Origin of the sequence: Delftia lacustris, from assembly GCF_040267515.1 — a bacterium.
Lineage (GTDB): Bacteria > Pseudomonadota > Gammaproteobacteria > Burkholderiales > Burkholderiaceae_C > Comamonas > Comamonas tsuruhatensis.
The window spans coordinates 5,724,656-5,747,359 of record NZ_CP141274.1 but is presented as its reverse complement, the minus strand read 5'-3'; the positions used below and the strand labels follow the sequence as shown (position 1 = coordinate 5,747,359).

The window sequence follows — 22,704 nt, the reverse complement described above, 5'->3', positions numbered from 1 at the left end:
GAGGCGTTTTTTCATTCGGGCCTGTGCCGGGCATGCAGGGCCAGCAGCCCCTCGAGCGCATCGCGCAGCGGCTGCAGAGACGGGCCGGCAGGCGCCAGCCGTTGCAGCGCGCAGGCCGCTGCCTCCAGCGTGGACAGCTGGCCCGGCGCATGGGCCTTGCGCAGGACGCCGTAGCGCGAGGCGGGCAGGTCGCCCTGCAGTGCCAGGCGCGGCAGGCCCTGCAGACCGGGGTTGAGGTAGAGCATCTTGCGGCTCTTGCGCCAGGTGGCGTCCAGCACCACCAGGCGCAGGTCCTCGGGGCATGGCGCGGGCTGCGGCCAGGGCGCTTGCCTGGCCAGGCCCAGCTGGTCGCCGTGCGGTGTTTCCGGATAGAGCAGTACGGCCTGTCGCGGGGCGTCGCCCGACTGCCAGGGCGCGTGCAGCAGTGCCTGCAACTGCGCTGGCTCGAAGGCCTCGCCCACCGCCAGGCGGCTGGCGGGCAGGCACAGGTGCAGCAGCCGGCCCGTGCCCTTGGCCTGCAGTTCTTCCTCGGGATGCTGGAGCACCAGCAGCTGCACCGCATGCGGCACCGGCTGCACCAGGGGGCACAGGCAGGTGCGCTCAGGGCGCAGGCATTGTGCGCAGCGTGCGCGGGTGCTCACGGCGGACAAGGCCTGGCGCCTGCCTTACAGGCGACCCTTGTAGTAGCTGGGCTTGTCCATGTCGGCGATTTCCACGCTGAGCTGGACCATCATGCCGGCCGGCTGGGGCGTGAGGCGGCGCAGCACCGCGGCAATGCCTTCGGACAGTTCCTTCTTGGCCGTGTCGGTACGGCCCGCCAGCAGGCGCAGCTGCACGTGGACGAAGCCGCGATTGGCCGGTGCCGAGCCGATCTCGAACTGGCTGACCGGCAGCAGGCGGGCCTTGACGTCGGCCTCGTCCAGGATGCTGGGGTGGCCGCAGACGAAGGCGTTGAGTTCGGTCAGCAGTTGCTGGCCGGGCAGGCCGGCGAGGTTGTCGGTGTATTCGACGTAGAGATGGGGCATGGATGTCTCCGTTCCGGTGGTGAAGAGGGATTCAGGGCAGGGGTGGGGCCAGGCGCGAGACCTCGTCCAGCGCCGTCAGCAGCAGCTGCACGTCGATGCGCGTGTGGGAGGCCGACAGCGCGATGCGCAGCCGCGCCGTGCCTTCGGGCACGGTGGGCGGGCGGATGGCGGGCACCCACAGGCCGCGCTCGCGCAGGCCTTCCATCACGGCCAGGGCCGTGGCGTTGGAGCCTATGACCAGGGCCTGCACGGCGGTGCGCGAAGGCAGCAACTGCCAGCCCGTGCGCGCCAGCAGCGGCGTGAGGCCGGCGCGCAGCTCGGCAATGCGTTCGGCCAGGGACTCGCGGCGCTCGTCCTCGGCCTCGATCAGGGCCACGCTGGCCTGCAGCGCGCTGGCCAGCATGGGCGGCGCGGCCGTGGCGAAGATGTAGCTGCGCGTCTTTTGCAGCAGCCACTCGACCAGCATGTCGCTGCCCGCGACAAAGGCGCCGGCCACGCCAGCGGCCTTGCCCAGCGTGGCCATGTAGAGCACGCGCGGCGAGGCGTTTGCGCCCGTCAGTCCCGCCTCGGCCAGGCTGCCCCGGCCTTGTGGGCCGAGCACGCCGAAGCCATGCGCGTCGTCGAGCAGCAGCAGCGCGTCGTACTGCTCGCACAGCGCCAGCAGGCCGCGGATGTCGGCCACGTTGCCATCCATGCTGAACACGGCATCGCTGATGACCAGCTTGCGCCGGGCCGTGCTGGCGGCCAGTTGCGCGGCCAGGTCGCCCAGGTCGGCATGGGCATAGCGGTGGACCTGGGCGCGCGACAGGCGTGCGCCGTCGATCAGGCAGGCGTGGTTGAGCGCATCGGAGAACAGGGCATCGCCCGCGCCCACCAGGGCCGGCACGATGCCGGCATTGGTGGCGTAGCCCGCATAGAAGTAGAGCGCGCGCGGCAGCTGCACGAAGTGCGCCAGCTGTTCCTCCAGCGCGGCGTTGGCCGTGCTGTGGCCGCTGACCAGGGGCGAGCCGCCCGAGCCCACGCCAAAGGCCTGGGCGCCCGCGCAGGCGGCGCGCACCAGGGTGGGGTGGCCGGCCAGGCCCAGGTAGTCGTTGCTGCAAAAGGCCAGCATGGGGTGGCCGTCCACCTCCATGTGGGCGCCGCTGGCGGCGCCCTGCAGCGGCGCCGTGGCGCGGCGGCGGCGGCGCAGGTGGGCTGCGTCGAGCTCGGCGATGCGCGCGGGGATGTCGTCCAGCCAGGAGCCGCTCATTGCCATTGCTCCGGCAGGGTGTAGGTGGTGGCGCGCGGGTCGGGGTGCTGCTGGAAGGGGATGTCGGCCAGCAGCGGCGCCTGCAGTTGCCGGTCCAGGTGCTGGCGCAGCCAGGCCATGTTTTCCTCGGGCACCAGCATGGCGGGGTCCACGCGGCTGGCAATCCAGCCGGCCAGGCGCAGGCCGCGCGCGCGGATGGCCTCGGCCGTGAGGGCGGCGTGGTTCAGGCAGCCCAGCCGAAGGCCCACGACCATGACCACGGGCAGGTCCAGCGCGCAGGCCAGGTCGGCGCCCGAGAGCTGGTCGGACAGCGGCACGAGAAAGCCGCCCGCGCCTTCCACCACCACGGCGTCGGCCTGTTCGGCCAGGCGCCGGTAGCTGTCCACGATGTGTGCGATCTCTATGGAGCGGCCCGCGCGCTGCGCGGCGATGTGCGGCGACATGGGATCGGGCAGCAGCACGGGGTTGTCGAGTTCGGGCGGCACGGCCAGGGTGGAGGCGGCGCGCAGCGCCAGCGTGTCCTCGTTGGCCCAGCCGCCCTGGCCGTCGGGCTCGGCGCCTGCGGCCACGGCCTTCATGCCCACCACGCGGGCATGGTGGCGGGCCAGCGCATGCAGCAGCCCGCAGGAGGCCAGGGTCTTGCCCACGCCCGTGTCGGTGCCGGTGACAAAGCAGCCAATGGTGCGGTGGGCGTTCACGAATGGTTCTCCTGGGCCAGGGTGTCTTCAAGGGCCGCCAGCGCGCTGGCCGCCAGGTGCAGCACGGCTTCTTCGTCCAGCAAATAGGGAGGCATGGCGTAGAGGGTGTTGCTGATAGGGCGCAGCAGCAGCCCGCGCTCCAGCGCGGCTGCGCTGTAGCGGCGCGAGAAGTCGGGCAGCGAGGTCTGCACATCCCAGGCCCAGATCATTCCCTGGCGCCGTGCGTGGCGCACGCGGGCGTGCTGGTTCAAAGGGGCGAAGGCGCCGTCCAGCGTTTGCGCCAGCGCGAGGTTGGCGTTGATGGCATCGGTCTGCTCGAACAGCTCCAGCGTGGCCAGGGCCGCACGGCAGGCCAGCGGGTTGCCGGTGTACGAGTGCGAGTGCAGGAAGCCGCGCGCCACGGAATCGTCGTAGAAGGCGGCGTAGACGGCCTCGGTGGTCAGCACGGCCGACAGGGCCAGCGTGCCGCCCGTCAGGCCCTTGGACAGGCAGATGAAGTCCGGCCGTATGCCGGCCTGCTGGTGGGCGAACATGCTGCCCGTGCGGCCGAAGCCCACGGCGATCTCGTCCACCACCAGGTGCACCTCGTAGCGGTCGCACAGGGCGCGCGCCAGGCGCAGGTATTCGGGGTCGTGCATGGCCATGCCGGCCGCGCACTGCACCAGCGGCTCGACGATGAGTGCGGCCGTGGTCTCGTGGTGCTGCTCCAGCCACTGGCGCAGGCCTTCGGCGGCGCGCCGTGCCACATCGACCGGGCTTTCGCCGCTTTGCGCGCCGCGTGCATCGGGGCTGGGCACGGTGTCGGCCAGGCGCACCAGGGGGGCATAGGCTTCGCGGAAGATGGGAATATCGGTCACGGCCAGCGCGCCCACGGTTTCGCCGTGGTAGCCGCCGGCCAGGCCGGCAAAGCGGCTCTTGGCGGGGCGGCCCAGGTTGCGCCAGTAGTGCGCGCTCATCTTGAGGGCGATCTCGGTGGCCGATGCGCCGTCGCTGCCGTAGAAGGCATGGCCCAGGCCGGTGAGCGTGGCCAGTCGTTCGGACAGCTCCACCACGGGCGCGTGCGTGAAGCCGGCCAGCATCACATGGTCCAGCCGGGCGAGCTGGTCGGTGAGCGCGGCCTGGATGTGCGGATGGCTGTGGCCGAAGAGGTTGACCCACCAGGAGCTGACGCCATCCAGGTAGCGGCGTCCTTCGGTGTCGTGGAGCCAGGGGCCCTGGGCACGCGCGATGGCGATGGGGGGCGCGGCCTCGTGCCGCTTCATCTGGGTGCAGGGGTGCCACACAGCCGCAAGGCTGCGGGCGGCAAGCGATTGAGTCATCGCGCGATTGTCACACCGCAGCGCAGCTCACAGCTGCTGCGTGGGCACGTGGTGGCGCAGCTCGACCTGGCGGTTGGCATCGTCCACGAAGACCAGCTGGGGCCGGTGCTCGGCCACGTCGGTCTCATGCACCTGGGCAAAGGACGCAATGATCAGCAGATCACCCACGGCAGCACGGCGCGCGGCCGAGCCGTTGACCGAGATCATGCCGCTGCCGCGCTGGCCCTTGATGGCATAGGTGACGAAGCGCTCGCCGTTGTCGATGTTCCAGATGTGCACCTGCTCGTTCTCGACGATGTTGGCGGCGTCCAGCAGGTCCTCGTCGATCGCGCAGGAGCCTTCATAGTGCAGCTCGCATTGCGTGGTCTTGACGCGGTGGATCTTGGATTTGAGCAGGGTGCGGAACATGTTTTGTCTCTCGAGGGGGCGCTTGGGCGCGATCTTGACGGTGGCGGATACTGGCAAAAAAAGCCACCAAGTCTATCTGCGAACCGCCAAACCCATGATGGCCGTGGAGTTGCTCTTCGGGGGCGGCTCTCTGGCAGGTCTGGCTTGAGGTCAGCCCAGATCCAGCACGCAGCCATCGCCGATGCTGTCGCGCCATACGCGGATGCGGCTGGGGGCGGGCTGCAGGTCGGCCAGGGAATCGGCAATGAACAGGCACAGGTTTTCCAGCGTGGGCTTGCCCAGGCCGGGGATTTCGTCGAGGAAGCGGTGGTCCAGCGCGTCGCCCAGGGTCTTCAGGCGCGAGCGCAGGTAGCCCAGGTCGATCACCATGCCGTTGTCCGGGTTGCGCGGGCCGGTGACGCTGACTTCGGCGTAGTAGGTGTGGCCGTGGATGCGGCGGCTGCTCTCGGTCTCGATGGCGCGCTCCAGCGTGTGGGCGGCGTCGAAGAAAAAGCGCTGGTGAACGGTGAACTGCATGGCAAAAATCAGCGGATGCCGGTGAGCTTGTGGGTCTGCAGGCTCAGGCGCCAGGCCGGGTGCTGCAGGCATTGCGCTATGCAGGCGGCCGTGTTGTCGGCCTGCAGGACGTTGTCCATGGGCTGCAGGAAATAGTGGTCGAAACGGGTGCCGGCCTCGATGGCCTGCAGATCGAAGCCGGGCTGCGGCCAGACCAGCTTGAGCTCCTGGCCGCTGCGCTGCACCCAGTCGGCGCCCGCCTTGGGGCTGATGCACAGCCAGTCGATGCCCTCGGGCGCGGCCACGGTGCCGTTGCTTTCCACGGAAATGCGAAAGCCGCGCGCATGTAGGGCCGCGATCAGGGGCGCGTCCACCTGCAGCAGGGGCTCTCCCCCGGTCAGCACCACCATGCGGTGCCGGCTGTCGCCGGCCGGCCACTGGGACAGGATGCGTTCTGCCAGGGCGTCGGCCGTGGCGAACTTGCCGCCCAGCGTGCCGTCGGTGCCCACGAAGTCGGTGTCGCAGAACTGGCAGATGGCGCTGGCGCGGTCCTGCTCGCGGCCGGTCCAGAGGTTGCAGCCTGCAAAGCGGCAGAACACGGCCGGCGTGCCGGCCTGGCCGCCCTCGCCCTGCAGGGTGTAGAAGATTTCTTTGACGCTGTAAGTCATGGTGCATGGAGGCCGGTGGTGCCGGCCTGTCGGTGTGCGCGTGCCTGTGTCCGTGCCCGCTAGACGGGCGTATAGGCCAGGCGCACGTAGATGGGCGCAAAGGCTTCGGCCTGGGTGATCTCGATCAGCGTTTCCTTGGCCAGCTCCAGCAGGGCGATGAAGGTCACGACCAGCACGGTCGAGCCTTTCTCTGGCTGGAACAGGGTCTCGAACTCGACGAAGCGCCGGCCCTGCAGGGCCTTGAGCACCTGACTCATGTATTCGCGCACCGAGAGTTCCTCGCGCGTGATCTTGTGGCTTTGCACAAGCTTGGCACGCTTGAGAATGTCGCGCCAGGCCGATTGCAGCTCGGCCACGTCCACATCGGGGAAACGCGGCTGCAGGTTCTGCTCGATATGGACCTGGGCCCGGAGGAAGTCGCGCCCGTAGTGCGGCACCTGGCCCAGCTGTTGGGCAGCGAGCTTGATCTGCTCGTACTCCAGCAGGCGGCGCACCAGTTCGGCGCGCGGGTCCTCGGCTTCCTCGCCATCGTCCTGCTTCTTGGGCGGCAGCAGCATGCGCGACTTGATCTCGATAAGCATGGCCGCCATCAGCAGGTACTCGGCCGCCAGCTCGAGGTTGCGGCTGCGGATTTCGTCGACATAGCGCATGTACTGGCGCGTCACGTCCAGCATGGGAATGTCGAGGATGTTGAAGTTCTGCTTGCGGATCAGGTACAGCAACAGGTCCAGCGGCCCTTCGAAGGCTTCGAGGAAGACCTCCAGCGCATCGGGCGGGATGTACAGGTCCTGCGGCAGGGCGAACAGCGGCTCGCCGTACAGGCGCGCCAAAGCCACCTGGTCGATCACGACCGGTGAATCGTCGCCAGGAGCGGGGGATGCGGCGCCGGCGCCCGCAGGCGCCAGTGCGGACTCAGCCTCGGCCATGCCTTGCTGCGCAGGCATCAGCTGCATGCGCACGGTGCCACAGCGAAACAGGCTGATGTGTCATTGCAGCCGAAATCAGGAGTTCGTCTGGTAGACGTAGGGCTTCTGGTCCACGCGGCCGGCGCGCAGGTCTTCCCAGACTTCGTGGTTCACGTCCTTGTCCCACAGCAGCGAGCGGCCGGCCAGCTGCTGGCTGGGCAGCTCGGGCTTTTGCTTCTTCAGCTCGTTGATGAAGTTCGTGGCGTCGGAACGGTAATCGGGGCGGCGAAAGAATGACATAGTCTGATAACCTCTTGAATCGCGTGATTTTACCGGGACACCGCCGATGAACCTAGTCTCCCGTCTTCTGGGCGTTGCCGTGGCCGTGATGGGCATGCTTGGGCTGCCCGGCTGCGATCCCCAAAACATCAAGGAACTCGAAGAAGGCCTGTCCACCGAGGCCGACGTCCGCGCCCGCTTTGGCGAGCCCGAACGCATCTGGACCGAGCCGGACGGCTCGCGCACCTTCGAGTACAACCGCCAGCCCGCCGGCAGCCGCAACTACATGATCACCATCGGCACCGATGGCCGCATGAGCGCGCTGCGCCAGGTGCTGGCGCCGCACAACTTCGAGAAAATCCGCCCCGGCATGGACGAGGAGCAGGTGCGCCGCATGCTGGGCAAGCCTGCCAAGGTCACCACCTACCAGCTCAAGCAGGAAACCGACTGGGACTGGAACTACATCGATCCCCCCACGCGCGACATGGAGTTCACCGTGACCTTCGGCCCCGACGGCCGCGTGCTGCGCAGCGCCGGCCGCGAGAAACTGCACGGCGGAGCCTGACAACAGGCCCTTGCAAGCTCCTGCAAGCCCCTGCGGCGCGCTGTACCCTGCACGCCACAGCGCGCCGGGGCAACAGTCTCTAGAATCCGGGTTTGTACCTATGACACCCCATGGGTACGGTGAAGGCCCCGAACCGGGGCCTTTGCGACGATAGATCTGTCATCACCCCGACAATGTCCACGCCCTCCCTACCCGCTGCCGCGCCCGCTGCGCCTGTTTCGGCCACCGCTTCGCTGCGCCATGGCCTCTTCGAGGATGTCCAGGCCCTCTTCACCGGAACCCTGTTCGTGGGCATCGCCATGATGATGTTCGCCCAGGCGGGGCTTTTGACGGGCAGCACGGCGGGCCTGGCCTTCGTGTTGCACTACGCCACGGGCTGGCCGTTCGGCCTCATCTTCTTCGCGATCAATATCCCGTTCTACTGGTTTGCCTGGACGCGCGTGGGCCGCACCTTCACGGTCAAGACCTTCATCTGCGTGGGCGCGCTGTCGCTGATCACAGAAATGGGGCCGCGCCTCATCCACATAGACTACCTGCACCCGGCCTTTGCCGCCATTGCGGGCGGCCTGCTCATGGGCTCGGGCCTGCTGTTCCTGGCGCGCCACCGCTCCAGCCTGGGCGGCGCCACCATCGCCTCGCTCTACCTGCAGGACCGGTACGGCATCCGCGCCGGCAAGGTGCAGATGGCCATCGACTGCTGCGTGGTGCTGCTGGCGCTGTGGGTCGTGCCCTTCGAGCGCGTGGCCTGGTCGGTGCTGGCGGCCGTGATCATGGGCGTGTTCCTGGCCGTGAGCCACCGGCCCGGGCGCTACGCCGGGCAGTAGCCTCAGGGCGTCAGGGGCTGCCCATCGGGCGTGCGGTAGCGGACCGTGATGCCGCTGTTGTCTGCGGCTGCCCCGTCATCGCTCATCGCATCGACGGCCTTGCCCACTCCCTTGCCGACGATTTTTGCCGTGCCCACGGCCGCATCCGCGGCCAGCCCCACGGCCGAGGCCGTGACGCTGACCGCCGTGGCCGTCACGGCCACCACGGTGCAGCCGGACAGCAGGGCGGTGGCGCAGAGGCAAAGAAAAGCCCCCAGGGCCGGGGACCGTGAGGGCTTGCGGGACTTTGCAGACTTCATGATTGTCGTCCAACACACTGTGCGCAATCTTTGAAACCGGCAGAGCCCAAGTCAGGGACGCCGAGGAAGGGCCGCCCCGCACCGAGGGTGTCGCCGGGTGCCCGTATGCCCCCCTTCAGGGGGAAGGCGCGAAGCGACTCAGGGGGCATTTCAATGTATACGCATGCCAGGTGTGGCACCGGGGAAGGGCTCCAGCACGTAGATGCCGGGGTTGGCCTTCTCATCGGCGTGGCTGGCGGCCAGCACCATGCCTTCGGAGATGCCGAACTTCATCTTGCGCGGTGCCAGGTTGGCCACCATCACGGTGAGCTTGCCCTGCAGCTGCTCGGGCTGGTACATGCTGGAGATGCCGGAGAACACGTTGCGTGTCTTGCCTTCGCCCACGTCCAGCGTGAGCTGCAGCAGCTTGGTCGAGCCTTCCACGGGCTTGCATTCCACGATCTTGGCGATGCGCAGGTCCACCTTGGCGAAGTCGTCGATGCTGATGGTTTCGGCAATTTCCTCGCCGCCGGGCAGGACCTTCTCGACCACGGGCTCGGGGGCCTCGAACAGGGCCTCCAGCTGCTTGACGTCCACGCGCTGCATCAGGTGCTTGTACAGGCCGATGGCATGGCCGGCGCCCAGCAGGTTCTGTGCGTCGGCGAACTGCAGCGGCGCCACGTTCAGGAAGCCTTCCACCTGTTCGGCCACGGCCGGCAGGATGGGCTTCAGGTAGATGGTCAGCAGGCGGAAGGCCTCGATGCAGGTGGTGCACACGTCCTGCAGGCGGGCGTCCATGCCTTCCTGCTTGGCCAGCTCCCAGGGCTTGTTGGCGTCCACGTATTCGTTGACGCGGTCGCACAGCTGCATGATCTCGCGCACGGCGCGGGCCGTGTCGCGGTTCTCGAAGGCCTGGACAACGGCCTCGCTCTGGCCGCGCAGCTGGGCCAGCAGGGCCTGGCCGTCTTCGCTGACCGTGCCCAGCTTGCCGTCGAAGCGCTTGGCGATGAAGCCGGCCGCGCGCGAGGCGATGTTCACGTACTTGCCGATCAGGTCGGAGTTGACGCGGGCCATGAAGTCATCGGGGTTGAAGTCGATGTCTTCATTCTTGCCGTTGAGCTTGGCGCCCAGGTAGTAGCGCAGCCACTCGGGGTTCATCTGCAGGCCCAGGTACTTGAGCGGGTCCAGGCCGGTGCCGCGGCTCTTGCTCATCTTCTCGCCGTTGTTCACGGTCATGAAGCCGTGCACGCAGATCTTGGTGGGCGTCTTGCGGCCGCTGAACTTGAGCATGGCGGGCCAGAACAGCGTGTGGAAGGTGATGATGTCCTTGCCGATGAAGTGGTACTGCTCCAGCGCGGGGTCGGCCATGTAGGCCTCGTAGTCCTCGCCACGGCGGTCCAGCAGGTTCTTGAGCGAGGCCAGGTAGCCCACGGGCGCGTCCAGCCAGACGTAGAAGTACTTGCCCGGCGCATCGGGGATCTCGATGCCGAAGTAGGGCGCGTCGCGCGAGATGTCCCAGTCGCCCAGGCCCTCGCTGGTCGTGCCGTCCGGGTTGGTGCGCACGCTGAACCATTCCTTGATCTTGTTGGCCACCTCGGGCTGCACGTGCTGGCCGTCCTGGGTCCATTCGGTCAGGAATTCCACGCAGCGCGGGTCCGACAGCTTGAAGAAGAAATGCTCCGAGCTCTTGAGCACGGGCTTGGCGCCGGACAGCGCCGAGTAGGGGTTGATCAGGTCGGTGGGCGCGTAGACGGCGCTGCAGACCTCGCAGTTGTCGCCGTACTGGTCCTTGGCGTGGCAGCGCGGGCATTCGCCCTTGATGAAGCGGTCGGGCAGGAACATGTTCTTCTCGGGGTCGAAGAACTGCTCGATGGTGCGCGTCTCGATGAAGCCGGCAGCCTTCAGGTCCCTGTAGATCTGCTGGGCCAGCGCGTGGTTCTCGGGCGCATCGGTGTTGTGCCAGTTGTCGAAGGCGATGTGGAAGCCGTCCAGGTACTGCTTGCGGCCTGCGGCGATGTCGGCCACGAACTGCTGGGGCGTCTTGCCGGCCTTCTCGGCCGCAATCATGATGGGCGCGCCGTGGGCGTCATCGGCACCCACGAAGTTGACCGCGTTGCCCTGCATTCGCTGCGCACGCACCCAGGTGTCGGCCTGGATGTATTCCATGATGTGGCCGATGTGGAAGTTGCCGTTGGCGTACGGCAGGGCGGTGGTGACGAAGAGTTTGCGTGCGGTCATGGATGGCGGCTTTCTCGGGGGAACCTGACATTCTAGAAGGGCTGGGCGGTTGTGGGGCGGCGATGGCTTTTCCGTGCAGGCGGACATACGGGGAGTTGTTGAGGGCCTTCGCTGCGCCAGGCCTGTTGGCTGCAGGCATCAGTTGGCGACCAGCGGGCGCTGCCAGCCCAGGAACTGCTCGATATCGCTGCGCCGCGCCAGCGCGTCGCGCCGGCCCAGGGCCATGAGTTCGCGGGTGAAGCTGCGCTCGAACAGCAGGTAGCTGGCCAGGGCGGCGCCGCGCGGGTCGCTGGCGTCCTGGCGCACGCCCAGGGCGCCCAGCAGGGTGCGCATGGGCAGCGGCAGCTGGCCCACATGGCGCGCGGCGATGGCGTCTATGCGTTCGGACGGCGAGATGACCAGCAACTGCAGCGGGCGCAGCCGGCTGCGTTCGCGGTCGGCGGGCGGGATCAGGGCCAGGGTCTGGTTGATGCGCTCGGCGCGCTCCACGTCCAGGGACAGGGCGTCCAGGAAGATGCTCGACAGCGTGTGGCCCGCGATGTGGGCCAGCGACGGGTAGCTTGCGCCTTCCGGCGGAGGCCTGGCCGGCGGCTCGGTGCGCCGGCCCGCGCCCACGACGAGGATGCGCTCTGCGCCCAGGTGGATGGCGGGCGCCAGCGGTGCGGTCTGGCGCATGGAGCCGTCGCCGAAGTATTCGGTGGCGCCGTCCAGCGGCAGCGGCGTGGCCGGAAAGATGAAGGGAATGGCCGAGGAGGCCAGCAGGTGCGCGTGCGTGATCTGGGCGGCGGCGGCCTTGCGCTGGTTGCGCACCCAGGGCTGGAGCCGGTCCTGCGCCTGGCAGAAGGTCACATGCTCGCTGGTGGTGTAGCTGGAGGCCGAGACCGCCAGCGCGCGCAGGTGGCCGTCCGCGATCAATTGCGGCAGGCGTTCCAGCGGAACCAGGCCACACGACAGCAGGCGGCACAGTGGCTGGTTGTCCAGCAGCGAGCGCGGGCGCATGCGGCCCCAGCGCGCCAGGGCCCAGCCCAGGGACAGCAGGGTCAGCCAGCGCGCGCCGCTGCGCAGCACGCTCAGCGAGTCGGACAGGTAGATGTCCTCGGGCCGCAGGTTGCGCCAGATGCGCGACATGCGGCGCACGGCCCGGTCGAAATGGTCGCTGCCGCAGGCCAGGGCCGCGGCGTTGATGGCGCCGGCCGAGGTGCCGACCAGGATGGGGAAGGGATTGGGGCCATGCTGCTGGCCGCAGGCGCGGCGTATTTCGGCAATGGCCTCCAGCACGCCGGCCTGGTAGGCGGCGCGGGCGCCCCCGCCGCTGAGCAGCAGTCCGGTGCTGGGGGGAGGGAGGCTGGAGTCGGGTGAGGGCGCGGCATCGGGCATGCCTGGAGTGTGCCGCGCGCCGGCCGTCATCAGATCAGGGGATGACCCCGAAGGGATCAGGCCTTGGCCAGCAGGGAGCCCAGGTCCTTGCCGGAGATCAGGGCGATGCCCTGCTGCTTGGCCCAGGCGGCTGCATTCTCGGCCGGCGGCTGCAGCGACAGGTAGCAGACCGTGGCCGCATCGCGCGCCTGGCCTGCGGCCAGCAGGGCGCGCAGCGGCTCCATGCCGTGCACGCCGGCCTTCCAGCGCCTGGCGCTGGCCACGGTGGTGCGGCCTTCGCGTTCCAGCACGAAGTCGGCGCCCTCCTTGTCGGACAGGCGGGTGACGGTGTAGCCCTCGGCCTGCCAGGCGCGATCGAGCCGATCGGCGAACTCGCGCCAGCTTTGCTGGGCGGCGATCTCCAGGGCCTGCTCCACCTTGGCGGGGCTGGGCGCGCGCAGCTGGCGCCAGGCGGCAACGCAGCCTATGCCGAAGAAGGGCAGGGCGGTGATGGCGGCGAACGGCGCGATGTCCTTGGGCAGCAGCGCCGTGGACACCAGGGTCACCAGCGCGGCCAGCGCGATGCTGATCCACCAGCGCGAGCGCAGCAGGATCGCGAACAGGGAGTTGTGGGCCATCTTGAATTTCACGGGGCGGATCTTTCGCGGAAAAAGGCGGGAACAGGGGCCGCAAAGGCAGCAAGGCCCGCATTGTCTCGCGTGAGCGAGGGGATGGTGCCTTGGATAGACTATCCGGCTCTAGGAGTAATCAAAGCAATGGCAGTCACAGAACAAGCGCTCTTGGCCGCGCTCTCCAGCGTGCTCGACCCCCACACCGGCAAGGACTATGTGAGCACCCGCGCCCTGCGCAACCTGCAGGTCACTGGGGCCGACGTGGCCTTCGACGTGGAGATGGGCTATCCGGCGCAAAGCCTGGTGCCGGCGCTGCGCGGCCAGTTCGTCGCGGCGGCCAAGACCGTCGAGGGCGTGGGCAATGTCTCGGTCAACATCACGTCCAAGGTCGCCGCGCATGCGGTGCAGCGCGGCGTGCAGTTGCTGCCGGGCGTCAAGAACATCATCGCCATCTCGTCCGGCAAGGGCGGCGTGGGCAAGAGCACGACCACGGCCAACCTGGCGCTGGCGCTGGCCGCCGAGGGCGCGCGCGTGGGCATCCTGGACGCCGACATCTACGGCCCCAGCCAGCCCATGATGATGGGCATCTCGGGCCGCCCCGAAAGCCCCGACGGCAAGACCATGGAGCCCATGGAAAGCCACGGCGTGCAGGTCATGTCCATCGGCTTCCTGGTCAACAACGACCAGGCCATGATCTGGCGCGGCCCCATGGCCACGCAGGCGCTGGAGCAGATGCTGCGCCAGACCAACTGGAAGGATCTGGACTACCTGCTGGTGGACATGCCGCCCGGCACCGGCGACATCCAGCTGACGCTGGCCCAGCGCGTGCCCATGACGGGCGCCGTGGTCGTCACCACGCCCCAGGACATCGCCCTGATCGACGCCAAGAAGGGCGTGAAGATGTTCGAGAAGGTGGGCGTGCCCATCCTGGGCCTGGTGGAGAACATGGCGGCCCACGTCTGCACCAACTGCGGCCATGTGGAGCACATCTTCGGCGCCGAGGGCGGCAAGCAGATGGCGGCCGAGTACGGCATCGACTACCTGGGCGCCCTGCCCCTGTCGCTGCAGATCCGCCTGCAGGCCGACAGCGGCAAGCCCACCGTGGTGGCCGAGCCCGACAGCGAAGCCGCGCAGATCTACAAGAAGGTGGCGCGCGACCTGGCCGTGAAGGTGGCGCTCAAGGCGCGCGATTTCACGAGCAAGTTCCCCACCATCACGGTGAGCCAGGGAACCTGAAATGCTGCGCCCCCTGAGCGGCTGCGCCGCTTCCCCCTCTCTCGCTGCGCGGGAGGGGGACGACGCCCTCGGGGCGGGGCGGCCCTTCCTCGGCGTCCCTGGGTTGGATTACGCCAGTTTTTCTCGCACTGTCCATGTCGATCTGATTTGTGCCGAAATCGGTGGCATGGTAATCGACTCAGGTTATTGCGCATGAACCTGCTGACCTCGATGCGGTATCTGGCGGCGCTCAACGAGCACCGCCATTTCGGCCGCGCGGCGCTGGCATGCCACATCACCCAGCCGGCGCTGTCCAATGCGTTGCGCGCGCTGGAGGAGGAGTTCGGCACGGTCATCGTGCGCCGGGGCCGCTCGTTCGCGGGCTTCACGCCCGAGGGCGATCAGGTGCTGGCCACCGCCCTGGCCATGCTGCGGGCCGAGGAAGGCCTGCGCCAGGAACTGAGCGCCGCCGCCGGCGCGCTGCGGGGGCAACTGCGCATGGCGGCCGTGCCCACGGCCATGCCCATGCTCACGCGCTTTGCGGCCCTGCTGCGCGAGCACCATCCGGGCATCACGCCCGTGGTGCTGTCCATGAGCTCGGCCGAGATCGAGAGCGGGCTCGAAGACCTGTCGCTGGACCTGGCCCTGGGCTACAGCGCGCGCATGCCGCCACGCGGCCCGCGCCTGCAGTCCTGGCCCCAGTACGAGGAGCACTACTACCTGCTGTGCCGCGAGTGTCGCGAGTGCCGCGATGGGCAGGGCGAGGGCCGGCCCTTTGCCTTTGGCGCCGACATCGCCTGGCGCGAAGTGGCCGGCATGCCGCTGTGCCTGCTCACCCCCGACATGCACAACCGCACGGTGATCGACGAGGCCTTCGCCGCCGTGGACATGGCCGTGCAGCCCGCCATGGAAACCAACTCCGTGCTGACCCTGGTGATGGCCGTGGCGCAAGGAACGGATGGCATGACCACCGTGCTGCCCGGCGCCATGGTGGCCACGGTGCGCCACATGCCGGGCCTGGTGGCGCGGCCGCTGCGCTCGCCCGAACTGGTCACCCCCATAGGCTTCATGGCCCAGCAGGGCGTGGCGCCCACGCGCGCGCTGCAGGCCGCGCTGCAACTGCAGGACGACGCCGGTTGGCGTGCGCAGTGCCTGCGGCATGCGGGGGCGCTGAAAGACTAGGCGGGCTGTGCAGTCTCTGGCGTGGCGTTCGGCGCGGCATTCAGTGCGGCGCGCACCACGTCGGGCGTGAAGGGCGCGGCATAGAAGCGCCGGCCGGTGGCGTCGAACAGCGCATTGGCCAGCGCGGCCGGGCCGGGGACCGAGGCTGATTCGCCTGCGCCCATGGGGGGCTCGTCCTGGCGTGGCATCAGCACCACTTCGATGGGGGGCAGGTCGCGGAAGCCGATGATGGGGTAGCTGCCCCATTCGCGGCTGGCCACGCCTTGCTCGTTGAAGGCGACCTTCTCCATCAGGCTGCGGCTCAGGGTCTGGATGACGTTGCCGTGGATCTGGTGGCGCACGCCGTCGGGGTTGACCATCATTCCCGTGTCCTGGCCCACGACCAGGCGCCGCACGGCGATGCGGCCGCTGGCGGGGTCCACGTCGATGTCGATGACCCAGGCGGCCCAGGCCGCGCCGAAGCCGGGAAAGCGGCTGTGGATGTAGCGCGCATAGGCCACGCCGCGCCCGTGCAGCAGACCGTCGGCGCCGGGGCGGCCCCGGCTTCCCGGCTGGTTTGGCTGCCAGCCTGCGTGGCGTGCCGTGGCCTCGATCAGCTCGACGGCGCGCGGGTCATCGAGGTGGCGAACACGGTAGTCCACGGGGTCGGCGCCGGCCGCATGGGCCAGCTCGTCGATCATGCAATCGTGGGCAAAGGAGTTGGGCAGGGCCGAGACGCCGCGCAGCCAGGACGAGCGCACGATGGGCGCCATGTCATGGCAGGTGATGCGCTGGCTGGCATAGCGGTAGGGCGGCACGGCCGTGCGGTCGCCCATCTCCAGCGTGCGCGGCTCGCCCGGGATGCGGCCCGTGAGCAGCAGGGCCAGCAGCGGCGCGTCGTTGGAGGGGTAGCGCACGGCAAAGTCATAGGCCAGCAGTTCGCCCCGGGCATCGATGGCCGCGCTCACGTCCATGAGCTGGGCCGTGCCCTTGGGCTCCCACTGGTGTTCCTGCTCGCGCGTGAGCTGCACGCGCACGGGCGCGCCCACGGCCATGGACAGCAGGGCGGCGTCGGCGCAGACATCGTCGGCGCAGTTGCGGCCGTAGCAGCCGGCCGCCTCCAGGCGCACGATCTCGATGCGGTCCTCGCCCAGTTGCAGCAGGCGGTCCAGGTCGGTGCGCAGCATGTGGGGGTTCTGCGTGCCGGCCCAGAGCTTGAGACGGCCCTCGCTGAAATCGGCCACGGCGCAGGACGGGCCGATGGAGGCATGCATCTGGTAGGGCCAGACGTAGCTGCGGCGCAGTTCGGTGGCCGCACCCGTGCCGACGCCCGCGAAGGCATCGTCCACAGTGCCCTGGTCCACCAGCGAGCGTTGCTGGGCGGGATTGGCTCGTATCGCCGCAGCCAGATCGGATAAGTCAGGCGCCGGCGGCACGGCCTGCCATTGCACGCGCAGCGCGCGCATGGCGGCAATGGCCTGTTCCTCGCGGTCGGCGACCACACCGACGAAGTCGCCTTCGGTGACCACCTGCACGTTGCCGGGCAGGTGGGCCACGGAGTCGCGCTCCACGGCCACCAGGCAGCGGCCGATGAAGCTGCCGCCGTCGCGGCCCGGGTGCGGAGGGCGGATGACGCGGCCATGGCGCATGCCGGGCACGCGCACATCATGGACAAAGCTCAGCTCGCCCGTGGCCTTGGCGGGGATGTCCACGCGCGCCGCGCCACGGCCGACCAGCCGGTATTCGCTGGCGGGCTTGAGCTTCACCTCCTGATCGGGCGGGGCCAGCGTCAGCTGCAGTTGCTGGCCGCGCAGCAGATCGCCATAGCCGAGTTCACGGGCATCACTGCCATCGGCAAAGCGCACCAGGCCTTCGCGCGCCTGGAGCCGGTCTGCCGCCACGCTCCATTGCTGCGCGGCCAGTGCCAGCAGTTGCTCGCGCGCCTGGGCGGCGGCGCGGCGCAGCGGCACGGCCGAGATCTGGATGCTGGCGCTGGCAATGGTCGGGCCCTGGTTGGGTGCGGCGGCCGTGTGGCCCAGCACCATGTCCAGGCGCTCCAGAGGCACTTCGAGTTCTTCCGCCACGATCTGCGCCAGCGCCGTGCGTATGCCCGTGCCCAGGTCCACATGGCCGTTGAAGGCCAGGGCGCGCCAGCCCTGGGGCGCGGCTTCGTCGGCCAGCACGGCCACGAAGACCTCGGGCGTGGATTGCACATAGTCGGAGGCCGTGCCGGGCTGGCCGGGCGCAGGGCGCGGCGGCGCCACGGGCTGGCGCACCACGAGCAGGGTGTCGGCGCGCGTGAGCAGCTGTGCGTGCAGGGCTTGGGGCTGGGGCAGGTTCATGGGGCGGTGTTCTTCGCGGGCACGCCTTCAGGCGTGCCCTGTGCATGTTATGCACTCCGGGGCCGGCTGCGCAGGGCCGGCTCCATAGGCGCGTTGGCGCGGTGGGATCAACCTGCGGCGAGGGCGTCGGTGTCGGCGATGGCCTGGCCCAGCGGCATCACGGCCGCGTACTTCTGGGCCATGTCGAACAGGTTGGCCTCGTGCGGGCCCAGGGCGCGGTCGCCGCAGCAGTCGGCCACCACCAGCGGGCGAAAGCCCGACTGCATGGCATCGACCACGCTGGCGCGCACGCAGCCGCTGGTCACGCAGCCGGCCACCAGCAGGGTCTGCACGCCGCGCTGGGCCAGCCAGGGTGCGAGCATGGTGCCGAAGAAGGCCGAGGGCGTGCTCTTGCGCACCACGTATTCGCCAGCGGCCGGGGCCAGCTGGGGCACGATGGCGCTGTTGGGGCTGTCTTCCTTCAGGGTCAGCATGCCGGGCACCTTCAGGCAGAAGATGTTGTGGTCGGCATCGTCGTCCGAGAACACGATGCGGCTGTGCGCCACGGGCCAGCCGCGCTCGCGCGCATGGGCCAGCAGGTGCTGCGTCTGCGCGATGGCTTCGGGAATGTTGCCGCCGCCGAAGACGGCCGGGTCGGCAAAGCCGTTGACGAAGTCGATGATGAGCAGGCCGAACGGGGCCTTGAGCGGCAGCGGTGTGCCGAAGCCCTGGCGTGCGTAGGCAGAGATGTCGCCCTGCACGCCCTCGGTGGGAACGCTCTGCGTGCTGGTGGTGGCGGTTGTCATGCGATGTCCTTTCCTTGCTTGGACCTTTTGGCGGCGCGCGCCAGTCCTTCCTCGTCCTGCACCACGCCGTCGATGACCGTGGGCTTGCCATCCAGCGCCACCGAGCAGTGGCGCATGGGGATGTCGATGTGGCAGGCCGTGGTGCGGCTGCCCCCGGCCTCGTTGTTGGGGCCCATGGACCACAGGAAGTTGCCCTCGAAGGCACGGGCGTCCATGCCGATGTGGGTTTCCTTGTTGTAGTGGGCCAGCATGGACCAGTGGGCGCGCGGCTGCAGCCCCCAGCCGATGTGGGAAACGGCATAGGCCTCGGGGTCCTCGTAGGAGGCCATGTACTCCTTGAGGATGTCGGCCTGCAGGCCGCCGCTGATGCGCGTGACGTAGCCCTTTTCGATGACGAGTTCGATGGGCTCGGTCACGTAGTCTTTCATGGGCAGCAGGATGTCGCCCCGGTCCAGCACCACGCGGCCGTTGCTCTCGCCCTCGTCGGGCCAGGTCAGCACGAAGCCGCTGGGCCAGTGGTCCCAGCGGCCGGGCTGGTCCACGAAGCCGTATTCGCAGATGGCCGGGAAGCTGCCCAGGCGGCAGCGCAGGTCGGTGCCCGCGGCCGAGGTGATGTGCATCTGCCCGGCCGCCTCGATCAGCTTGGATGCGGCCTGCACGCGCGCGCGGTCGCCCTCGGTGGGCACCAGGCGGCACAGCACCTCGGGCGGCTCCACGGCCAGCAGGATCTTGGTGCCGGTCTGCAGGATCTCGTGCTGCTCGGGCGAGAACAGCAGCGTCATCAGGTCCAGCACCAGGTCGCTGGCCTTGAGCGCGGCGATGGCGGCGGGGTTGCCGGTCAGTGGCGTGGTTCCCAGGTAGGCCAGCGAGTCGCGGCTCAGTGATTTTTCGGCATTGACGGGCGGCAGGTCCAGGCGGTTGACGCGCGCACCCATTTCGCTGGAGGCGGCAATGGCGCAGCGCAGCGTCTGCGGGTGCGTGTCGGCGCCCGTGAGCACGGTGACGGTCTGGCCGGCTTCGAGCCGGGACAGCGTGAGCACCTGCTTCCAGGCGTGGATCAGATCGATATCGCTGACGGACATGGTCGGCTCCTTGGTGTCGCGATGGATGGGAGTGGGCTGCGGTTGGACATTCAGTCCACCCGCGCGCCGAGGAAATCGCCCAAGGCCACGTAGAACCCGGCCTCGTTGTCCCAGGGGATCATGTGGCCGGCGTTGGGCACGCGCACATGCTCGGTCTGGGGTGCCAGGCCTTGCCACTCGGCCACGTCCTCGCTGCGCACCACGTCGCCGCGCTCGGCCGTGACCAGCAGCAGCGGGTGCTGGATGCGGGGCAGGTCGGCATGGATGTCGTCACGGCCGAAGTCCTCGAAGCTCTGCACGATGGCCGGCTCGTGGCAGGTGTGCAGCCACTGGGCGCGCAGCTGGCGCTGCTCTTCGGTCCAGGTGGGGCAGAAGGCGCGCATGGCCTCGGCATCCATGCCCAACGTGGCCTGGCGGATGGAGTCCACATACCAGGGCAGGGCGGCCGGGTAGGCGCGGCGGCCGGGGCCGGAGACCGGCGGATCGACGATGACCAGGCGCGTGAGCCCCACCGGCTGGCTGCGCGCGGCGCGCACGGCGATGCGCCCGCCCATGGAGTGGCCGACCAGCGCCCAGCGCTGCAGGCCCAGGGCCTGGGCGAAGGCGGCCACGTCGGCGGCCTGGGCATCGAGGCTGTAGTCCAGGCCCGGGCCGGAGGACGACAGGCCGCGCCCGCGCACGTCCAGCACATAGGTGTCGAACTGGCGGCCCAGGTGCTCGGCCACGAAGCCCCAGGTCACGGCCGGGCTGGTGATGCCGGGGATCAGGATGACGGCGTCGCGCTGCGCGCGTTCGCCCTCGGCGCCGCCGTAGCGCAGGTAGTGCTGGCGGATGCCGTTGGCATGGACGTTGCCGCCGTAGCGGAATGTGCTGGGGGTGCTGGAGGTGCTGGTCATGCGTGTGTTCCTCAGGCCTTGGCTGCGCTGTTGCCGGTGTCGTAGGGGTAGGCGCCCGACAGCAGCGCACCCGCGCCCGGCACCACGGGGTCCAGCCCCAGTTCCTTGAGGATGGCATAGGTGGTGGCGATGGAGGCGGTCAGCACGGGCTTGCCGGTCTGGGCCTCGACCTGGGCCACGGCCGGCAGCGAGGGCATCTGCACGCAGGCCGACAGCACGATCACGTCGGCGTCGGCGTAGTTCATGCCGGCCACGATGCCGGGCAGCTTGGCGGGGTCGTGGCGGCCCACGTCCAGGTTGTCGGGGATCTCCAGCGCGCGCCAGTCCACGATCTCGAAGCCTTCGGCGGCCACGTAGTCCATGACCAGCTGGGTCAGCGGAATCATGTAGGGCGCCACCAGAGCGATCTTCTTGGCGCCCATGACCTTGAGCGCTTCCACCAGCGCGCCGGCGCTGGTGATCACCGGGGCGGTGGCGCCATTGCTGGCCGTGCGCTCGGTCAGGCGCTGCTGCGAGACGCGGTGGTAGCCCTTGCCCATGGCCATGATGGCCACCAGGCAGGCATAGCCCAGCACGTCCACGCGCGCGTCGCTCAGCTCCAGCGCGCAGCGGTCGCTTTCGGCGTCCATGGCGGCCAGTTCCTCCTTCTGGACCTTCTTCATGCGCATGCGGCTGGAGTGGAAGGTGAAGCGGTCCTGCGGGCGCAGCGTGGAGTGGGCCTGCAGCATGGCCGGCACCTCGGTCTCCATGGTGGTGTTGGAGCTGGGGACGATCTGGCCGATGCGGAACGTTTTGGTCATGGACTTGCCTTTGCGAAGTTTCGAGGGTTTCTGATCAGAATCAACTGAGTGTGTACGCTTTATTCTTGCAAAAGACGTGCCGCCTTGCAAATGAGAATTTTCTCGGGGTTTGTACTTATTTGGTGCAGAAATTGCACCAAAAATGGCGAACTTCAATTTATTCTGCCGCCCTATGGTGCATGCGTCGATTTGAAAAATTCAAGCGCATACACCTGAATTAAGTGTTTTGTTGCCTGGCACGCTTCCTGCTCTACACCCTGCAAGGACGCGCCGAAGCAACGGTTGCCCCGTCTGGCTTTCAACATTCCTGCAAGGAGAAAACTGTGTCTCAATCCCCTCGAATCGCCGTTGTCGGCGCCGGTCTCGGCGGGGCTGCAGCTGCCAAGCTGCTGCTCCAGGAAGGCTTCAATGTCCGCGTCTATGAGCAGGCGCCCAGCTTCTCGCGCCTGGGAGCCGGCATCCACGTCGGGCCCAATGTGATGAAGATCCTGCGCCGCATCGGCATCGAGGACGCGCTCAACGAGCAGGGCTCGCATCCCGACTACTGGTACAGCCGCCACTGGCAGACGGGCGACGTGCTGGCCCAGATCCCGCTGGGCGACTACGCCGTCAAGGAATACGGCGCCAGCTACCTGACCGTGCACCGTGGCGACTTCCATGCGCTGCTGGTCGAGGCCCTGCCCGACAGCGTGATGGCCTACGGCAAGTTCCTGACCAAGGTGGAGGACCGCGGCAATGTGGTCGTCATGCACTTTGCCGACGGCACGACCGAGGAGGCGGACATCGTCATCGGCGCCGATGGCGTGAACTCCCGCATCCGCGAGGAACTGCTGGGCCCCGAGCTGCCCAAGTACGCGGGCTACCTGGCCCACCGCGCCGTGTTCCCCACGCCCGAGGTCAAGGCCGGCATGCTGCCCTTCGACGCCTGCGTGAAGTGGTGGAGCGATGACCGCCACATGATGACCTACTTCGTCACCGGCAAGGCCGACGAGCTGTACTACGTGACCGGCGTGCCCGTCGAGAAGTGGGACCTCAACGACCGCTGGCTGCCCAGCAGCAAGGAAGAGATGCGCGAGGCCTTCTCGGGCTGGCATCCCACCGTGCAGGCACTGATCGACGCCACCGTGGAAGTGACCAAGTGGTCGCTGCTCGAGCGCGATCCGCTGCCGCTGTGGAGCCGTGGCCGCCTGGTGCTGCTGGGCGATGCCTGCCACCCCATGAAGCCCCACATGGCCCAGGGCGCCGCCATGGCCATCGAGGACGGCGCCATGCTGGCGCGCTGCCTCAAGGAAGTCGGCGCGCACAACCATGAGCTGGCCTTCGCCCTGTACGAAGCCAACCGTGCCGAGCGCGCCAGCAAGGTGCAGCGCATCTCGCACGACAACACCTGGCTGCGCACCAACGAAGATCCGTCCTGGTGCTTCGGCTACGACGTGTTCAACGTGCCCCTGGTCGAGCCCAAGGTCAAGGCAGCGGCCTGATAC

24 protein-coding genes are annotated in these 22,704 nt (G+C 68.7%); 5 read left to right on the top strand and 19 right to left on the bottom strand.

Annotation, left to right across the window (positions count from 1 at the left end):
* Positions 1–11: 11 nt before the first annotated feature.
* The 10 genes from U6958_RS27810 to U6958_RS27765 form a co-directional block, all read right to left on the bottom strand.
* Positions 12–650 carry a tRNA-uridine aminocarboxypropyltransferase gene (locus U6958_RS27810; RefSeq protein ID WP_046239506.1) on the bottom strand — a complete coding sequence of 213 codons (639 nt, stop codon included), beginning with the start codon at positions 648–650 and terminating at the stop codon, positions 12–14.
* 15 nt (positions 651–665) lie between these two features.
* Positions 666–1,025, bottom strand: a complete 360-nt coding sequence (locus U6958_RS27805; protein WP_012203756.1) for a 5-carboxymethyl-2-hydroxymuconate Delta-isomerase — start codon at positions 1,023–1,025, stop codon at positions 666–668.
* Between the two features lie 31 nt (positions 1,026–1,056).
* On the bottom strand, positions 1,057–2,274 hold the full coding sequence (gene bioF, locus U6958_RS27800) for an 8-amino-7-oxononanoate synthase (protein WP_017404246.1): 1,218 nt from the start codon (positions 2,272–2,274) through the stop codon (positions 1,057–1,059).
* Entirely contained in the window at positions 2,271–2,972 is a 702-nt protein-coding gene (gene bioD / locus U6958_RS27795) for a dethiobiotin synthase (protein ID WP_046984872.1), read from the bottom strand. The genes bioF and bioD overlap by 4 nt, the downstream gene beginning before the upstream one ends.
* Positions 2,969–4,291 carry an adenosylmethionine--8-amino-7-oxononanoate transaminase gene (bioA, locus tag U6958_RS27790; RefSeq protein WP_074923074.1) on the bottom strand — a complete coding sequence of 441 codons (1,323 nt, stop codon included), beginning with the start codon at positions 4,289–4,291 and terminating at the stop codon, positions 2,969–2,971. Before bioA ends, bioD begins: the two co-directional genes overlap by 4 nt.
* 27 nt (positions 4,292–4,318) lie before the next feature.
* On the bottom strand, positions 4,319–4,699 hold the full coding sequence (gene panD / locus U6958_RS27785) for an aspartate 1-decarboxylase (protein ID WP_016449047.1): 381 nt from the start codon (positions 4,697–4,699) through the stop codon (positions 4,319–4,321).
* Between the two features lie 150 nt (positions 4,700–4,849).
* Positions 4,850–5,215 (bottom strand): 6-carboxytetrahydropterin synthase, encoded by a 366-nt coding sequence (locus U6958_RS27780; protein ID WP_016449046.1) that lies wholly within the window; start codon positions 5,213–5,215, stop codon positions 4,850–4,852.
* An 8-nt stretch (positions 5,216–5,223) separates the two neighbouring features.
* Entirely contained in the window at positions 5,224–5,862 is a 639-nt protein-coding gene (queE, locus tag U6958_RS27775; RefSeq protein WP_016454161.1) for a 7-carboxy-7-deazaguanine synthase, read from the bottom strand.
* A 59-nt stretch (positions 5,863–5,921) separates the two neighbouring features.
* The gene (locus U6958_RS27770) at positions 5,922–6,788 is read right to left on the bottom strand and encodes a segregation/condensation protein A (RefSeq protein ID WP_026062089.1); all 867 of its coding nucleotides are present in this window, start codon (positions 6,786–6,788) and stop codon (positions 5,922–5,924) included.
* 75 nt (positions 6,789–6,863) lie between these two features.
* On the bottom strand, positions 6,864–7,067 hold the full coding sequence (locus U6958_RS27765) for a DUF3460 family protein (RefSeq protein ID WP_016449043.1): 204 nt from the start codon (positions 7,065–7,067) through the stop codon (positions 6,864–6,866).
* Between the two features lie 46 nt (positions 7,068–7,113).
* Here U6958_RS27765 and bamE point away from each other — a divergent pair, with 46 nt between their 5' ends.
* Complete coding sequence (gene bamE, locus U6958_RS27760; RefSeq protein WP_016449042.1) at positions 7,114–7,611, top strand: outer membrane protein assembly factor BamE; 498 nt, start codon at positions 7,114–7,116, stop codon at positions 7,609–7,611.
* A 173-nt stretch (positions 7,612–7,784) separates the two neighbouring features.
* Positions 7,785–8,435 (top strand): YitT family protein, encoded by a 651-nt coding sequence (locus U6958_RS27755; RefSeq protein WP_016449041.1) that lies wholly within the window; start codon positions 7,785–7,787, stop codon positions 8,433–8,435.
* A gap of 2 nt (positions 8,436–8,437) precedes the next feature.
* Here U6958_RS27755 and U6958_RS27750 read toward each other — a convergent pair whose 3' ends face one another.
* The 4 genes from U6958_RS27750 to U6958_RS27735 all read right to left on the bottom strand — a co-directional run bounded on the left by U6958_RS27750 (position 8,438) and on the right by U6958_RS27735 (position 12,945).
* Positions 8,438–8,734: a hypothetical protein gene (locus tag U6958_RS27750; RefSeq protein WP_046238957.1), complete on the bottom strand. Its 297-nt coding sequence runs from the start codon at positions 8,732–8,734 to the stop codon at positions 8,438–8,440.
* A 150-nt stretch (positions 8,735–8,884) separates the two neighbouring features.
* Entirely contained in the window at positions 8,885–10,951 is a 2,067-nt protein-coding gene (metG, locus tag U6958_RS27745; protein WP_046238958.1) for a methionine--tRNA ligase, read from the bottom strand.
* 138 nt (positions 10,952–11,089) lie between these two features.
* Positions 11,090–12,328, bottom strand: a complete 1,239-nt coding sequence (locus U6958_RS27740; protein ID WP_070080626.1) for a patatin-like phospholipase family protein — start codon at positions 12,326–12,328, stop codon at positions 11,090–11,092.
* A 56-nt stretch (positions 12,329–12,384) separates the two neighbouring features.
* Positions 12,385–12,945 carry a restriction endonuclease gene (locus tag U6958_RS27735; protein ID WP_016454165.1) on the bottom strand — a complete coding sequence of 187 codons (561 nt, stop codon included), beginning with the start codon at positions 12,943–12,945 and terminating at the stop codon, positions 12,385–12,387.
* A gap of 138 nt (positions 12,946–13,083) precedes the next feature.
* Here U6958_RS27735 and apbC point away from each other — a divergent pair, with 138 nt between their 5' ends.
* Both apbC and U6958_RS27725 read left to right on the top strand, forming a co-directional pair.
* On the top strand, positions 13,084–14,175 hold the full coding sequence (gene apbC / locus U6958_RS27730) for an iron-sulfur cluster carrier protein ApbC (protein ID WP_012203771.1): 1,092 nt from the start codon (positions 13,084–13,086) through the stop codon (positions 14,173–14,175).
* Positions 14,176–14,367: 192 nt separating this feature from the next.
* Positions 14,368–15,336, top strand: coding sequence for a LysR family transcriptional regulator (locus U6958_RS27725; protein WP_016454166.1), 969 nt, complete (start codon positions 14,368–14,370; stop codon positions 15,334–15,336).
* Here U6958_RS27725 and U6958_RS27720 read toward each other — a convergent pair.
* The 5 genes from U6958_RS27720 to U6958_RS27700 all read right to left on the bottom strand — a co-directional run bounded on the left by U6958_RS27720 (position 15,333) and on the right by U6958_RS27700 (position 21,220).
* Positions 15,333–17,657: a molybdopterin cofactor-binding domain-containing protein gene (locus U6958_RS27720; RefSeq protein ID WP_046238960.1), complete on the bottom strand. Its 2,325-nt coding sequence runs from the start codon at positions 17,655–17,657 to the stop codon at positions 15,333–15,335. The two genes, U6958_RS27725 and U6958_RS27720, sit on opposite strands and share 4 nt — an antisense overlap.
* A 107-nt stretch (positions 17,658–17,764) precedes the next feature.
* Positions 17,765–18,442 (bottom strand): N-carbamoylsarcosine amidohydrolase, encoded by a 678-nt coding sequence (locus U6958_RS27715; protein WP_016454168.1) that lies wholly within the window; start codon positions 18,440–18,442, stop codon positions 17,765–17,767.
* Positions 18,439–19,524, bottom strand: coding sequence for a hypothetical protein (locus tag U6958_RS27710; protein ID WP_012203775.1), 1,086 nt, complete (start codon positions 19,522–19,524; stop codon positions 18,439–18,441). Before U6958_RS27710 ends, U6958_RS27715 begins: the two co-directional genes overlap by 4 nt.
* Before the next feature lie 50 nt (positions 19,525–19,574).
* Complete coding sequence (locus U6958_RS27705) at positions 19,575–20,420, bottom strand: alpha/beta fold hydrolase (RefSeq protein ID WP_074923075.1); 846 nt, start codon at positions 20,418–20,420, stop codon at positions 19,575–19,577.
* Between the two features lie 11 nt (positions 20,421–20,431).
* Positions 20,432–21,220 (bottom strand): Asp/Glu racemase, encoded by a 789-nt coding sequence (locus tag U6958_RS27700; protein WP_043824574.1) that lies wholly within the window; start codon positions 21,218–21,220, stop codon positions 20,432–20,434.
* 323 nt (positions 21,221–21,543) lie between these two features.
* On the opposite strand from U6958_RS27700, the gene U6958_RS27695 reads away from it, so the two are divergent.
* On the top strand, positions 21,544–22,701 hold the full coding sequence (locus tag U6958_RS27695; RefSeq protein ID WP_016449030.1) for an FAD-dependent monooxygenase: 1,158 nt from the start codon (positions 21,544–21,546) through the stop codon (positions 22,699–22,701).
* Positions 22,702–22,704 lie beyond the last annotated feature (3 nt).